Source organism: Paenibacillus sp. A14, assembly GCF_036864815.1.
Taxonomy (GTDB): domain Bacteria; phylum Bacillota; class Bacilli; order Paenibacillales; family Paenibacillaceae; genus Fontibacillus; species Fontibacillus sanfengchensis.
In genome coordinates this window covers 90,933-106,094 of record NZ_JBAGJD010000007.1, presented here as the reverse complement: position 1 = coordinate 106,094, position 15,162 = coordinate 90,933, and the positions used below count along the sequence as shown (strand labels likewise).

The following is a 15,162-nucleotide window of genomic DNA, read 5'->3' as shown; positions in this document are numbered from 1 at the left end:
GCCTCAACCGTGTCAAACAAAGAGGCACCAATCAACGAGACCAAAGGAAAGAGGGCGGTTGAAGATGAAGCAAACTTATATCGGACCGGAGGGTGTGTTAGAGAAGCGTCGGCGGTATTTTTACCCTTGTACCAGTCATTTTTACCGGAATCCGCCGCAGCTGGTTAAAGGCGAAATGCAGTATTTGTACGGGCATGACGGCAAATGTTACACGGATTTCTTCGCGGGGGTGTCGGTGGTCGCCGCCGGCCACTGCAATCCGGAAATTACCCGGCGGACCGCGGAGCAGTTGCGAACCCTCCAGCATACGTGCACGATCTATTTGACGCAGCCGAATGTGGAGCTGGCGGAACGGCTGGCGGGCGTGCTGCCCGGAGGGCTCGGCCGCACGTTCTTTGTGAACAGCGGCTCGGAGGCCAATGAAGGCGCGCTGCTGCTCGCCCGTTTGCATACTGGGCGGAAAGGCTTTATCGCGCTGGAGCAGGGCTTGCACGGCCGCACGTATCTGACCATGAGCGTCACGGGGCTGGCGATGTGGCGCTCCGACCCGCAGCTCGACCATCCGCAGGCGCAGGCGGTCGAGGACGTGTCGTTCATCCCGCGCCCGTTCGAACGCGGGATGAGCAGCGAAGCGGCGGCACGCCGCTCCATCGATGCCCTGAAGGCGGTGCTCGCGGAGAAGGGCGGCGACATCGCCGCCATGATCGCGGAGCCGATCCAGGGCAATGGCGGCATCATTGTGCCGCCGGACTGGTATTTCCCTGAAGTGAAGGCGCTGCTGGAGCAGTACGGCGTACTGCTCATCGCCGATGAAATTCAGACCGGCTTCGGCCGCACGGGCCGCATGTTCGCCATGGAGCGCTGGGGTGTCACGCCCGATATCGTGACCATGGCGAAGGCGCTGGGCAGCGGCGTGCCCGTGGCGGCGTTCGCCACGACGGACGAGATCGCCGCCAGCTTCACCCGGCCTTCGGCCTCCACGTTCGGCGGCAATCCGGTCTCGTCCGCGGCCGCGTTGGCGGTGCTCGACTACATCGAGACGCACCGCCTGCCCGAGCGCGCCGAGCGCCTCGGCCGCAGGCTGCTGGACGGCCTGCGGGAGCTGGCCGGCCGGTTCCCGCGGCTCGTCTCCGACGTGCGCGGCGCTGGGCTTATGATCGGCGCCGAGCTGTGCGCCGATGATCCGGGGCGGGGAGCGCAGTTGGTTGACGAGGTGCTGGAGGAAATGAAGGACCTCGGATTCCTCATCGGTAAAAATGGAGTCGACCGCAACGTGCTCGCGTTTCAACCGCCGTTGGTCATTACGGAGGAGGATATCGCCGAGATGCTCGCCGCCCTGGGGTACGCCCTGCACGCAGCCTGTGAGGCAAAGGGGGAGAACGCTTATGGAGTACGCCCGTAGAATCGGCACAAAAATCAGGCTGTACAGCGAACTGGTGATGTTTTCGCATACGCTGTTCTCCCTGCCCTTCGCCATTATCGCAATGGTATGGGCCGCGGAAGGCTTTCCTTCCTGGCGGGTGATGCTGTGGGGGCTGATCGCCCTCATCGGCGCCCGCAACGGAGCCAACGCCTTTAACCGCGTGGTGGACCGGACCTTTGACGCGCAGAATCCGCGCACGGCACACCGCCACCTACCGCGCATGCTGCTCGGGGAAAAAGAAGTATTGCTGTTCGTGGTCGTCAATTACGCCATATTCGTCTTTGCGGCAGGGATGCTGAATCCGCTGTGCCTGGTTTTATCGCCGGTGGCCATTTTTCTGATCTCATCCTATTCTTATACGAAGCGGTTTACGTATTTGAGCCACCTGTATCTCGGCTTCACGATTGCGTCGGCGCCGATCGGCGCCTGGTTCGCCGTGACCGGGCGGTTTGCCTTTACCCCGTTTATCCTGGGAACGATCGTAATGCTGTGGATCGCGGGGTTCGATATTATCTACGGTTCGCAGGACATCGAATTCGATAAAAATCACGGGCTGTGGTCCATTCCCAGTATCTTCGGCCTAAGAAACGGTTTGCGCATCGCGGCCGGTCTTCATCTCATTATGGTGCTGCTGCTGATCGCGCTCATTCCGATTCGGCATCTGGGTTGGCTCTACGTCGCGGGGATCGTGATTTCCTTCTTCCTGTTGATGACGGAACATAAAATCATCAAGCCGTCGAACCGCAAGGTGATGAAGGTGGCGTCCTACAATTTAAACCAGGTGATCAGCATGGTGATCCTGTTCTTTACGCTCGGGGATTTTTTCTTCATGTAAAAAAAGTGCGAGCTGCCAAGTGGTATTTCCACACGGCAGCTTGCACTTTTTTTGTCTAAAGGCGGTGCGACCAGCTTCCCTTGGAACCTGGCAGGTGAATAAGGGCCGAGCCGAATCGGTCCGAAATAGCGCCCCAAATGGCCGCTAATATAGCGGACATTTGGGGAAAACGCAAAACAAGCACCGGCACCGACCTCAAGCAGACGAGGGGGGTGCCGGTGCTCTCTCCGGCGGCATCAGCTTTCCCGGCCGCCAAAATACCACAGTAGGGTCTGCAAATCCCGGTAAGCCGGAAATGGTTTCAGCCGGTTGATGATCGCTTCGGCTTCGTCCAGATATTGACGGTTAAGGCGTTCGCTTTTCTCCAGCGCATCCGATTGCTGAATCGCCGCGATCACCGCATCGGTAACTTCCGCGGGGGTCTCCGGGCCTACGGTCCGGATCGCGGAGGCCAGCCGCTTGTTCCGCAGCGCGAACAGCACAGGCAGCGTAACCTGGCCCTTGCGCAAATCGCTGCCCGCCGGTTTACCCAGCTTTTCCGCGGACTGCGTAAAATCGAGAATATCGTCCTTGATTTGGAAAGCCATGCCCAGCTTTTCCCCAAAGCTGTACAGCAGGTCCGCGGTCTTCTCCTCGGCACCGGCGGATTGCGCGCCTATTTTTAAACAAGCGGCCATTAACTGAGCCGTTTTGTTTCTCGATTTTTCCAGATATTCCTCAATGGTGATGTCGTAATCAAAAAGATGGGTGAGTTGCTGATACTCGCCAAGGCAAAGCTGGGTGGTCGCCAGGGAGGACAAATCGTAGACGTATCGTTCCCGTTCCGCGGAGTACACGGACAGAAGCTCGATTACTCGGGCGGACATATAGTTGCCCACATGAAGGGCTCCGTTTACGCCGAGCTTGATATGCATGGCCTTTTGTCCCCGGCGGACCGGAGAGTCATCGATGATATCGTCATGGATGAGGGAGGCGGCGTGGATAAATTCGGCCGCTGCCGCAAGCCGCCACACTTTGCGCCCGTCCGGCGACGGGCCGAAACGGCTGCCGACGATCACCATGAGCGGGCGGACTCTTTTGCCGCCGGAACGAACCAATTCGACGATGCTCTTGCCAAGGTCGGAAGAACGGGGGACGTCTTTGTCGTACTTTACCATGTTTTCGATTTCCCGGTCCACCGAGCGAAGGGAAATATCGAGTGCTTCGTCAAGCGTAAGTTGTGGCTTCATGCGATGACCCTCCTTATGGTGCTTCTGCGGTTAGATCGCCCGTCGGATGCGGTGACTTTCCAATTGCAAATATAGTTCTAGGCTTTTTAGCAGATGATCGTCGTCCGGTTGGCCTTCCGCGCGTTGGATCTGGATCTGCTTGAGCACGGGAGCGAGTTTGGCGAGCAGGTCGATCTCGCCCCATTTCAGGCAGAGCTGTACATATAAACTGTATAGGTAGTCGCCGTCCAGCACTTTGCGGACAAGGGCTTCCCCGCCGCCGGTGGCTTCACATTCTCCATGGCGCTGAAGGGCGAGCTTGATTGCGATGTAAATGGACAAGAGGCGCTGGCGGCGTACCGCCGGCATCTCGGATTGCTCCAAGAGCAGGGCATAAGGCTGAATGGCTGCGACAGGCAAGTCAAGCTCTATGCCGGTTTCGGGCGACAGTTCGCCCCGTAACAGGTGGCTAGCGTTCTGGATGAGCTCAACATTCATAAGGGCACACTCCTCGCTGTAATACCGCGATAGTTAAAATCTTAGGTAATAGATTAAAAATTAGAGTAATGTGCGGGTACGCACATTACTCTTCACTAAATAGGTTAAAATGCTAATAGTTCAATTCATTACTTGTTTAATCCGTGTACAGGTACCATCTTCGTACGAGCGGAATCTTCTTCCATTGTTTCTTAAGCCAAGGAAGCACGTAGTAGTCGAGGCCGAAGGTGCTGCCGGAGCCGCCGATCAAGGCTACCCCTGCGGTCATATACCAGAGCATCTCGGTCGAAGCCATGCTCGACGACCATATCATAATTCCCAAGCCGACCGTGACAGCCGAGGCAACCGCCGTAAACAAACCGACGATAATCAGAATGCCGAGCGCGATCTCCATGAAGACCATGAAGAATTGGAACACGGTAGCGAGCGCGGTGTAACCCCCATCCGAGGTATAGAAGAAAACTTCCATAAACCAGTTGACGATGGACTTGATGAATCCAGGCACCGGCAGGGCGGTGACCGCGGTAGAAGCGCTCTCGACAGCCGAAGCCGCCGCCTGTGCGTCTACGGTTTCGGTAACTTTGCCGGCCGCTTCACTCGCGGCGGAAACCGCGTCACCCGCATGAGGAGAAGCCGGAATCAGGAAGATGTTGTTCGGATCCTTCAGGATCTTAGGAAGCTTGTCGAGCCCTTCCTCCAACCACTTGTAACCGACGAAGATCCGAAGCGGAACGAGCCAGAAGTTAGGGGAACGTTTGGAAAAATGTCCGCCGACAAAGCTTCTGCGATTGTTCACATGGAAGAATTCATGCATCATATAAGTCCAGACTTTGTTGAATCCGGCGACGGTGAACAAGTAGTACATGTTGATCAAGTGCTTGGAGAACATCGCCATGAAACCGGAAAGCATGAACATTTTATTCGGAAGCCCTACATTCGCTACGCCATAGCGGCTGCCGATGCAGACCATCGTACCGTGGAAGCCCGGCTTGTAGGATTTCTTCGGCTTGTTATGAACATCGGCGTGGATATTATGGGCGATCAGCGGGCCGGCCTGTTCGGCGTTTTCGACCATCTGCGGTACCGGACGGGTCTCGCCTTCCGGAATGTAGAAGATGTTGTCGCCGACGACATAAACATCTTCATGATCGATGCTTTGCAGTTTGTCATTGGTGACGATCCGCTTGCGGCCTTCCTGCTTCACATCCAGCTTGCCGACGAGCTCCGAGCCTTCAACCCCGGCGGTCCATACCACCGTGTCCGCTTCGAGCTCTCTGTCGCCAAGCACGACACCGCCTGGGGTAACCCCGGTAATTTTGGCGCTGGTGACGATTTCGACGTTCATTTTATGCAGGCGTTTTACCGCCTTTGCAATCAGCTTGTCGGGCAGAATCGGCAGGATTTTCGGTGCCATATCCGCCACGACGAGGCGGACTTCGCTCGGTTCGATATAGAATTCCTTGCAGAGTTCGTTGCGGAATTCGGCCAATTCGCCGACCAGTTCGACTCCGGTAAAGCCGGCGCCGACTATGACGAAGGACAACTTCTTCCGGCGTTTGACCGGGTTGGTCTCTTTGGCGGCTTCGCTGAATTTGCGCCGCACCTGTTCTTTCAGACGAACGGCGTCTTCAAAGGACCATAGAGTCAAGGAATGTTCCTCGGCTCCCGGAATTCCGAAGAAAGTAGGTTTACATCCGGTACCGATCACAAGGTAGTCATATTTGTAAGTATTTTTTTCGGAGCGGAGCTCCTTGGAAGCAAAATCAATGTGATCGATGGAATCGAGCACCACATCCACCTTTTGTCCGGCAAAAATCTTCTTAAGTTCGATTTTGACGGAATCCTCCGGCGCGCGGTTGGCGGCGACTTCGTGAAGTTCGGTCAGCAGCGTGTGGTACGGATTGCGGTCGATCAGCTTGATCTCTACATCCTTGTCTTTTTTAAACAGTTTGGCCAGGTGTTTGGAAGTTACCACACCGCCGTAACCACCGCCCAGAACGACAATCTTTTTCAAGGGACTCACCTTCTTGTTATAGAGTGGAAATCATGGAGCAGCAGGCTTGTTATTTCACTTGTTATTTCGCTTGTTCCAGCGCTTTGGTCACCAGATCGAAGTAGGACTTCAAGCTGATCGATACGCCGGAAATCGCGTCGGTTTTGCCTTCTTCGTTAAAAGTAAGGGAAGCCGGATCCTGCTTTTCAACCAGATAAGCTTCGGCTTTGGCCGCTTCTTCATGCCATTCGGCTTGTGCCCCGCCGGCTTTCATGCCGTATTTGCCGTCGATGGAGTTTTGTTTCTTGTCTTCGCCGGCTTCGTTCACACCGCTGAAGTTGACCTTAACGATCTTGCCTGCAGCGATAACCACGTCCGCGGTTTCCTTCCAGCCGCTCTTCTCGTCAAACTTATCGCCTTCGGCGTGGTAGGTCCCGTCTTTATAAGGACCGGCTTCTACCGGACCGGCCGTCAGAGCTTGATCCGCCAGGTTAAAGAAATCGTCAACGTGTACGGAAACTCCGGTAATCGCGTCGGTTTTGCCCTCTTCATTCAACTTGATCGCTTTCGGATCTTGCTTCTCAATCAGGTATTGCTCCGCTTTCTCGGCCTGCTCATGCCATTCGGATTGAGCGCCGCCTGCCTTCATGCCATACTTGCCTTCTTTGGAGTAGGTTACTTTGTCTACGCCGATATTGGCGTTGGTTGCGTTCCACTTGGCTTCCGTAATTTTTCCTCCGGATACCGTCAGCGTAACGTAGGATTGCCAGCCGGTCTTTGCGTCGGCTTCCCCTTGGGCAAAATAAACGCCGTCCTTATATTTGCCTTGCTCGCTTCCGGCATTAGCTTTGTCTGCTCCCGTCTGGGCGCTGCTTTCCGCAGGGGCATTGCCGGCCGGAGCGGCTCCTTTCCCTTCGCCGTTGGATCCGCAACCGGCAAGAACGCCAAGCAGAAGGGCACTGCACAAAAGAATGGAATATTTCTTCATAAATAATGACCTCCGATTTGGAATATATATATTAAAATGTACGGACATTTTAATAACATTGTAGGAGGGCGAACTAGCGCCAATACTGGGTTTCTAGGTCTTTTTGGGGAGTCCTAAAACCTTTGTTCGATGGCATTTTAGCATATATAGTATGGGGTTAATGTGAAAAATATCACTTAGTATGTGACAAAAAACAACCCCGAAAAACGCAGCAGCCAAGGCGCTGCTTGGGGTTTCGGGGTTGGAGGAGGAGCTTACCTTCAAAAATATTTTTTTAAAATTTTATTTATCCGGAGGAAAAGGCTTGTCCATGTTTTTCTCGTCCACATCGCCCGGAATTAAATCCGGAGCGGGCACGATCGGGACATGCGGCATTTCCTGAAAGCTGAAAATTGCTTTAATTTTGTCCCGCTGGGCCTTAGGTCCGAGAATGTAAAGCGTATCCCCCTCCCGGATCACGGTATTTCCCCGGGGGGTGATGATCTGTTCGCCGCGGATGACCGCCGTCACGAGCACCTCTTCCGGCAGGTCGAGCTCCTGCAGTTCCTTGCCGATGATCCTCATTCCCGCATGGATATGGAGATGGTTGATCTCCGATTTCGTTTTTCCCAAAGCGACGAGCTCCAGCAATGAATGCTGGCCGGTGCCGCTTTCGTCGGCCAGGCCGAGCTTCACCGCCAAAGGGGAGATCGTGGCCCCCTGAATGACCGCCGAGGTCAAGATGATAAAGAAGACAACATTAAAGAAAAGGGGGCCGTTCGGCAAACCGCTCATGAGCGGGTAGGTCGCCAGCACGATGGGAACCGCCCCGCGGAGTCCTGCCCAGGAGATCAGGATTTTGTCCTGAAAAGAGAACTTGGAGAACATCGTACTGACAAAAACGCCGACCGGACGGGCTACGAGCATCAGTAGGAGCGACAGCGCCAAACCGGGGAGCATAATTCCCGGCAGTTCTCCGGGAAATACGAGCAGACCGAGCAGCGTAAACATCGTGATTTGCATAATCCAGCCAAAACCTTTGTTGAACTGGAGAATCGACTGGCGGTAGGTCAGGTCCGAATTTCCCAACACGAGCGCCATCACATAAACCGCAAGCAGCCCGCTGCCGTGCAAGGCGGAGACGACGCCGTAGCTCAAAATGGCAAAGGCGATAGCCATAACGGGGTACAATCCCGAGGAATCAAAATTCATGCTATTAATTACTTTAACGGCGAGCCAGCCGAAGGCCAATCCCAACAACAGCCCCAATCCCATTTCCAAAAGGAAAGAAAGCGCCAGGGAAACGAGGTCATGCTCGGGATGCCGAATCCATTCGATAAGGGTGACGGTGAGAAAAACCGCCATCGGGTCATTGCTTCCCGACTCGGCTTCCAGGGTCGCCGTAAGGCGTTCCTTGATATTTTTTCCTCCCAGCACGGAGAAAACGGCGGAAGCGTCCGTACTTCCGACGATGGCTCCGAACAGCAAGCCCTCTTCCAGAGAAATCCCCAATATGTTGGTTGCGCTAATGCCGATAATGACCGTGGTAATCACAACCCCGATCGTGGCCAGTGATAGAGCGCTGGGGATGACGGGCCGAATCGTCGTATATTGGGTCTGCATGCCTCCCTCAAACAAAATGACGATTAAAGCGAAGGTCCCGACCAATTGGGCGAGAAAGGCATTGTCGAAATAAATAAATCGGCTCAGCACCATGCCCGCAGCGATAAAAAAGACGAGGGCCGGAAGCCCGAAACGGCTGGAGAATTTGGTGGCGAATACGCCGATCAAGAGCAAGCTGGCCAGCAATATGATAATCGAATCCGTGAGTGCGGTAAGGTCCATAGCCGGCCTCCCTTCTTATAGTTCTATAATTCATTAATCACCAAATCCGGGTATGAAGCTGCCGCTCCCGTTGCTTGTGAAAACTTTTCTCTTTTCTGCCGATAATGATGTAAGAAGCGTTTTGTTCTGCTAATGCGATACGGAAGGAAGGACGGGCGATTCCTTGACGGTATATAACACTTTTATTTCTCGTTTAAAGCTCAATTATGCAGCCGGTACGCTTTTGGCGATCGTGGCGTCCGGCGGCCTGATGCTGTTTGCCCCTTTGGACATTTCGATCGAGGAGTATTATTGGTTGACGGGGGTACTGTTTTTTTCCATCTGCGTTATGTTCGCGTTGGAATGGCTCGTGTTTACCCTGCAGGTCAGACCTATCCGCAATTGCTTCGCTAAGGAAGGAGGCAGCTATTCCAACCTCCAAACGGTTTATATACGAACCCATCGTTTACCGGTTCTGGCCGTCAAACGCATTCTCGGCCCCCATCTGTTGGGCCTGCTGCTCCCGGCTGCCGGATTAACACTATGGCTCATTTATATCGGAAAATTATCGATTCCTTATTATTATGTCCTGCTTGCTTCCATTGGAGTAATTATCGTGGCCGGGATGCATGGACTCCTCGAGTTTTATTTAACCTCCTATACCATACGTCCGGTTTTAATGGAGCTATCGTCCCGGGCGCTTCGGCAATATGGCAAGGAACTTACCCTTGGCGGCAGGGTGCTTTTATCCATTCGCCGCAAGTTGAGATGGAGTTTTTTTATGATCGGGGCGTTCCCCCTGCTGCTTTTCAGCCTATCCGTGCAATTTCGCCTGGGAGGGAAGTGGATGGCTGTCGACTCTTCCTATTGGCAATGGGCGATATATATTCTCGCGGTCGGCTTTGGCTTCGCCTTTATCGGCTCCAGGCTGCTGACCCGGGAGATCGTGCTGCCGATCCAGCATCTTTACGAAAAGATGGCCGAGGTAAAAATCGGGCAGCTTCGGTCCGGAGCGAGCGATCTGTTCTCCGACGAGTTCTCGCGGCTTGTTTCCGGGTTTAATCATATGCTGCGCGGAATCCAAGTTCAGGCCGAACGCAACAATCAACTGCTGGAGAGCTATTTTGCCACGCTGGCGGCTGCCCTGGATGCCCGCGATCGTTACACGGCCGGCCATTCCCTGCGGGTCGCGGAATATGCGGTCGAAATCGGGAGGCTCGCCGGTCTTTCCGAAGAGGAGCTTCAGGACCTGAGGAAAACGGCGCTTCTTCACGATATCGGAAAAATGGGGATCCCCGATTCGGTTCTATTAAAGGAAGGACAACTGAGCGATGAGGAGTGGGAACGTATCAAGGAGCATCCCGTGCTGGGAGAAGCGATTCTAAAACGGATCGAACCGGCCGATGCGATGGAGCCTTTTTTGCCCGGTGTAAGGTCGCATCATGAGCGTTACGACGGCGCCGGTTACCCGGATGGATTAATGGGGGACGACATTCCGCTGTTCGGCCGGATCATTGCGGTCGCCGATGCTTTTGACGCCATGACTTCCGACCGCCCTTACCGGAAGGGACTGGACGAAGAGAAGGCGGTAGCGATTCTGGAAGAAGGCCGCGGAACCCAGTGGGATCCATATTTTGCTGAGCTTTTTATCGAAGCCTATCGCAACAAGCAAGTAAAGAAACAAGCCCAATAATTTCATTGGGTTTGTTTTGTTTTCAGGGACAAGGGCGGATTGCACGGCGGTTCAAAGGCATGGGCTGAGGGTATTTAGAACATATACGGAAAGTTCCATATGCTCATCTTGCTTTGTTACAAATCGGACAAGGAGTTGACTTGAGATGGACGAGAACGTATTTAAGGGAAAATGGAACCAGATCAAAGGCGAAGCCAAAAAGCAATGGGGCAAGCTGACGGATGACGATCTGGATATTATCGCCGGGGAGAAGGATAAGCTTGTAGGCAAACTTCAGGAGCGTTACGGACACACCAAGGATGCCGCCGAGCGGGAGTACGAAGACTGGGCACGTGCCCGCAAGTAGACTCGCGGCTTAGCCTGAACTATCGGAGGCGAAAGGATGTATGTATCCCGCGTAATCACCGGAAAAATCATCGAGATGCGGGGAGACAGCGTGGTGACGGTCCAAGGGGATACGGTCAACACCTATCATCTCCGTTACTATTCTTTGCGGGAAGTGGAAGTTGAGCCGCTGCCCGAGTCCGAACCCGAGCCTTTGCCCAAACGTGGCGGACTTCGAGGCCTGTGGACCAGCCTGCGGAAGCGAGACGCGGAACGCAGCCCGCTTTCACATCCGCTCTTCTGGAAAAAGGGCGCGAATCGAATCTGATTTGCGCCCTTTTTTTTGTTATATTTATGCAAATATTTGCAAATCGATTCATCTCTTTCCTGCGCCGCCGGATATGTTAAGATGGAAGAGCCTAACAGGAGGAATAGATACCGGGAGTGAGCTTATGGGTTTTGGCAAAATGTTTCTGCTTAATCTGGGGATGCTGATCACATTTGCTTACCTCGTGAATGTGGTCTATAAGTATGCCTTTTCGAAAATCGACCCGAAAATAAACTACGCGTTATCCCTGACGCTCTTTATTTTTTCCGGATGGCTCTGTATGGAGTTCGGATTTCAACTCAGCGAAAACGTGATCTTCGATCTGCGCCTGGTCCCTTTAATTATCGCTTCCGCCGTCTACAAGAGACCCGGGGCGCTGGTGTTGATCGGCCTCGGCATCGGACTGGCCAGACTGTCGCTCGGGGTGAACGAGGCGGCCATGGCCGGGCTGATCAATATGTCGATTATGGGGGTGGTCTGCGCCCTGCTTAATATTTGGATGCGGCGCACCGATTATCGGCTAACGATCAAGGCGATGGTTACCATCCTCGTCACGAACGTCGTCAATACGATCAACATCGGCGTGTTCGGCGTCATTCCCGCCAAGCAGTACCTGCTGGAGATTGCGCCCGTAACCTTCCCGCTGACCGTCGCTATGAGCCTCGCGTTTGCGCTCATTCTCTGGGATTTTCAACTGGAGCGGAGGCATACGATGGAGCTCAGCTACACCAACAATCTGCTGCAAATGCAGACCGAGGAACTGCGGAAGGCGAAGCTGGACCTGGAGGAACGGGCCGAGCAATTGGCGCTGGCCTCGCAGTATAAGTCGGAATTTTTGGCCAATATGTCCCATGAACTGAGAACACCGCTGAACAGCATCATTAATTTGGCTCAAATTCTGGCGGAAACGGAAGAGGGGGAGGAACGGGGAAAGAACGGCGATGAAAACCCTAATTACGGTACGATTATTTACAAATCGGGACAAGATTTGCTCGGCATCATTAATGATATCCTGGATTTGTCCAAGGTGGAGGCGGGACACATGGAAATCGCGCGGGAGACGGTGGTGCTGGCGGAAATAGCCGAGACGCTGGAGATGCATTTCGAACATATCGCCCGGCATAAGGATATCCGGTTCCAGGTCTCCCTTGAAAAGGGCTTGCCCAGCATAATAGTGTCCGATTCCCAGCGGGTGGGGCAAATACTGCGGAATTTGCTGTCCAACGCCTTCAAATTCACCCACCAGGGGCAAGTGAAGCTGGAAATCCGCAAGCTGCCGCCGGACGGTAAGGTGCTGCCGGGGGAGTGGATCGTCTTCGCGGTCACGGACACCGGCATAGGCATCCCGCATCATAAGCAGGAGGCCATCTTCGAAGCCTTCCGCCAGGCGGACGGGTCCATCAGCCGGAAATACGGGGGAACCGGTCTGGGGCTCTCGATCAGCAAAGAACTGGCCCGTCTGCTGGGGGGCTTTATCCGTCTGCAGAGCAAGGAGGGCGTCGGCAGCACGTTTTCTTTGTACCTGCCGCTTGCGCCGGGAGCCGAGAAATAACGGCTATAACAGCCATTAGATTACCGGCCTGGCTGAAACACGGGAAAAAGCCCGTCTCGCCGGTTGCGTTCGGAGCCCAAATCTGGCTACAATATAAGAAATTTTAAAAAAAGAGGGATGAACGATGAGTAAACAAGTGATTTCCACCACAGCGGCGCCGGGAGCCATCGGGCCTTATTCGCAGGCTATTCAGATCGGGGAGCATGTGTTCACTTCCGGCCAACTCGGTCTGAACCCGCAGACGGGCGAGCTTGCCGCGGGGATCGAGGCGCAAACCGAACAGGCGCTGCGGAATCTGGGCGCTATTTTGGAGGCCGCGGGGACAGGGTTGGATAAAGTCGTGAAGACAACGGTGTTCCTGAAGGATATGAACGACTTCGCTACGGTAAATGCCATTTACGGGCGTTTCTTCAGCGAGCCGTATCCTGCCCGCAGCGCCATAGAGGTGGCCCGCCTGCCGAAGGACGGCCTTGTGGAGATCGAAGCGGTCGCTTTCAAATAAGGCGAATGTTGGGGAAACAGAGGCTCCGCCAGTCGAAGAGACTTGGTGGGGCCTCTGTTTCGTTATAAAAATATGCCCGGTTCGCCCGGCTTATTAGAGACAAAATTCTAACGGCTGCCATGGCGCTTATTTCCGTCAGAATCCCGAAAGTGCGGATCTCCGCGAAATAGCGTCTATGATGTCCGTTAGAGCGAGCACGCGGCGTGTAGTTCGTCCGGTCCTAGGCGCTAAGGATCGTCTGGGCGGTGCTGAGCCGACAGTGGGACGGCCCCGGCTTAAGGCCCGGCCGAAAATTTCTAACGGAAGCCATAGCCGCTATTTCGCTCATGAAGGGCACTTTCAGATTCTAACGGACGCAGCAGCCGCTATTTCAGTAAAATGAGATCATTTCGACGGGAAATTGGACAAATAGGCGCTAATATTTCCGTTAGAATCCCAAAAGTGAGGATCTCCACGAAATAGCGTCCATGATGACCGTTAGAGCGAGCACGCGGCGTGTAGTTCGTCCGGTCCTAGGCCAAGGGTCGGCTGGGTGCTGAGTCGACAGTGGGGACGGCCCCGGCTTAAGGCTCGGCCGAAAATTTCTAACGGAAGCCATAGCCGCTATTTCGCTCATGAAGGGCACTTTCAGATTCTAACGGACGCAGCAGCCGCTATTTCAGTAAAATGAGATCATTTCGACGGGAAATTGGACAAATAGGCGCTAATATTTCCGATAGAATTCCGAAAGTGCGGATCTCCGCGAAATAGCGTCTATGATGACCGTTAGAGCGAGCACGCGGCGTGTAGTTCGTCCGGTCCTAGGCCAAGGGTCGGCTGGGTGCTGAGTCGACAGTGGGGACGGCCCCGGCTTAAGGCTCGGCCGAAAATTTCTAACGGAAGCCATAGCCGCTATTTCGCTCATGAAGGGCACTTTCAGATTCTAACGGACGCAGCAGCCGCTATTTCAGTAAAATGAGATCATTTCGACGGGAAATTGGACAAATAGGCGCTAATATTTCCGTTAGAATTCCGAAAATGCGGATCTCCGCGAAATAGCGTCTATGATGTCCGTTAGAGCGGGGCATGCGGCGTGTAGTTCGTCCGGCCCAAGGGGGTTATGGCTTGCGGATTCGATCCTTGAGAGACTTCGTCAGTCCCTTTCCCGGGCGCGAAAGAAGAGCAGGGAGGCGGCCAGTAGAAACAGGAGGGCCGCTGCCAAGCCCGCGGTCACAAACACCACCCGTTCTTCGGAATGCTTGTCCGCGATCGCGGCAAATCCCCAGGCCACCGGCAGAGGGAGAACTCCATCGCGGGTGCGGCTGCCGAGCAGGAAAACGACGGCCGTTCCGCCGATGAGCAGCCCCGCTGCCAGCCAAATTGCCGGAAGATCGGGCAAAGAGCGGGAAGGAATAACGTGCTGCACAAGGATCTGCAGATTAACCAGCGTAGCGGTCAGGATCCAGCCCAGATACAGGCTAAAGGGAAAACGGATGAACCAGATTTCCCCCAAAGCCGGCCGAGGAGTGACGCGGGTATGGCGGTGGAGCTGGAAGAGGGACCATAAGAGCAGCAGCGTAGCCCCGAAGGAAAGCGGCAGGTATTCCTGGTGCCATAACAGCAGCCAGCTTATGTTGAATAGACAAGAGAGCCCGAACCATGCCGTATAAGTCCGCATCCATTTGGCCTCGTCGTTTTTTCGCCGAAAGAGATAGACCACCGCACAGCCGATCAGAAGATAGATGACATTCCAGATCATGAAGGCATACCCTTCGGGGGTCAGGTGGGAGGGATAGCGGTCGGACAACTCCCCGGTTTTCGCGCCGCCCAAAGGAAGTGTCTCCGCCATGACATTTACCGCCACCAAGGCGAAAAAGAATAATATGTTCCACCATCGGCAAGCCTTGCTATTGAACATGGATGCGGCCTCCTTTATCCGGTTATAAGTTGCTTCATTGCGTTTACTATATGAATATACCCATTCCCGGAAAAACAATTTCCGCGAGGAACTTCAAAAAATGGGGGACGGAACAAAC

13 protein-coding genes are annotated in these 15,162 nt (G+C 54.4%); 7 read left to right on the top strand and 6 right to left on the bottom strand.

Translation table 11 applies throughout. From position 1 onward, the window contains the following. The first annotated feature begins 64 nt into the window (after positions 1-64). Both V4U88_RS18705 and V4U88_RS18700 read left to right on the top strand, forming a co-directional pair. Entirely contained in the window at positions 65-1,402 is a 1,338-nt protein-coding gene (locus V4U88_RS18705) for an aspartate aminotransferase family protein (RefSeq protein ID WP_334074767.1), read from the top strand. Next, positions 1,386-2,258: a UbiA-like polyprenyltransferase gene (locus V4U88_RS18700; RefSeq protein ID WP_334074766.1), complete on the top strand. Its 873-nt coding sequence runs from the start codon at positions 1,386-1,388 to the stop codon at positions 2,256-2,258. The genes V4U88_RS18705 and V4U88_RS18700 overlap by 17 nt, the downstream gene beginning before the upstream one ends. 236 nt (positions 2,259-2,494) lie before the next feature. Here V4U88_RS18700 and V4U88_RS18695 read toward each other — a convergent pair whose 3' ends face one another. The 5 genes from V4U88_RS18695 to V4U88_RS18675 all read right to left on the bottom strand — a co-directional run bounded on the left by V4U88_RS18695 (position 2,495) and on the right by V4U88_RS18675 (position 8,769). Further along, positions 2,495-3,487: a polyprenyl synthetase family protein gene (locus V4U88_RS18695; protein ID WP_334074765.1), complete on the bottom strand. Its 993-nt coding sequence runs from the start codon at positions 3,485-3,487 to the stop codon at positions 2,495-2,497. A gap of 30 nt (positions 3,488-3,517) precedes the next feature. Then, a complete protein-coding gene (locus V4U88_RS18690) occupies positions 3,518-3,964 on the bottom strand; it encodes a hypothetical protein (RefSeq protein WP_334074764.1) in 447 nt (148 codons plus the stop codon). Positions 3,965-4,100: 136 nt separating this feature from the next. Continuing rightward, positions 4,101-5,978: an FAD-dependent oxidoreductase gene (locus V4U88_RS18685; protein ID WP_334074763.1), complete on the bottom strand. Its 1,878-nt coding sequence runs from the start codon at positions 5,976-5,978 to the stop codon at positions 4,101-4,103. A gap of 61 nt (positions 5,979-6,039) precedes the next feature. Next, the gene (locus tag V4U88_RS18680) at positions 6,040-6,945 is read right to left on the bottom strand and encodes an FMN-binding protein (protein ID WP_334074762.1); all 906 of its coding nucleotides are present in this window, start codon (positions 6,943-6,945) and stop codon (positions 6,040-6,042) included. A gap of 282 nt (positions 6,946-7,227) precedes the next feature. Then, entirely contained in the window at positions 7,228-8,769 is a 1,542-nt protein-coding gene (locus V4U88_RS18675) for a potassium/proton antiporter (RefSeq protein WP_334074761.1), read from the bottom strand. Between the two features lie 163 nt (positions 8,770-8,932). On the opposite strand from V4U88_RS18675, the gene V4U88_RS18670 reads away from it, so the two are divergent. The 5 genes from V4U88_RS18670 to V4U88_RS18650 all read left to right on the top strand — a co-directional run bounded on the left by V4U88_RS18670 (position 8,933) and on the right by V4U88_RS18650 (position 13,147). Then, positions 8,933-10,441, top strand: a complete 1,509-nt coding sequence (locus tag V4U88_RS18670; RefSeq protein ID WP_334074760.1) for an HD-GYP domain-containing protein — start codon at positions 8,933-8,935, stop codon at positions 10,439-10,441. A 145-nt stretch (positions 10,442-10,586) separates the two neighbouring features. Then, the gene (locus V4U88_RS18665; protein ID WP_334074759.1) at positions 10,587-10,787 is read left to right on the top strand and encodes a CsbD family protein; all 201 of its coding nucleotides are present in this window, start codon (positions 10,587-10,589) and stop codon (positions 10,785-10,787) included. A gap of 36 nt (positions 10,788-10,823) precedes the next feature. Next, a complete protein-coding gene (locus tag V4U88_RS18660; RefSeq protein ID WP_334074758.1) occupies positions 10,824-11,093 on the top strand; it encodes a hypothetical protein in 270 nt (89 codons plus the stop codon). Between the two features lie 124 nt (positions 11,094-11,217). Beyond that, positions 11,218-12,645, top strand: coding sequence for an ATP-binding protein (locus V4U88_RS18655; protein WP_334074757.1), 1,428 nt, complete (start codon positions 11,218-11,220; stop codon positions 12,643-12,645). A gap of 124 nt (positions 12,646-12,769) precedes the next feature. Then, positions 12,770-13,147: a RidA family protein gene (locus V4U88_RS18650; RefSeq protein ID WP_334074756.1), complete on the top strand. Its 378-nt coding sequence runs from the start codon at positions 12,770-12,772 to the stop codon at positions 13,145-13,147. 1,132 nt (positions 13,148-14,279) lie between these two features. On the opposite strand, the gene V4U88_RS18645 is transcribed toward V4U88_RS18650, so the two are convergent. Further along, a complete protein-coding gene (locus tag V4U88_RS18645) occupies positions 14,280-15,044 on the bottom strand; it encodes a tryptophan-rich sensory protein (RefSeq protein ID WP_334074755.1) in 765 nt (254 codons plus the stop codon). Positions 15,045-15,162 lie beyond the last annotated feature (118 nt).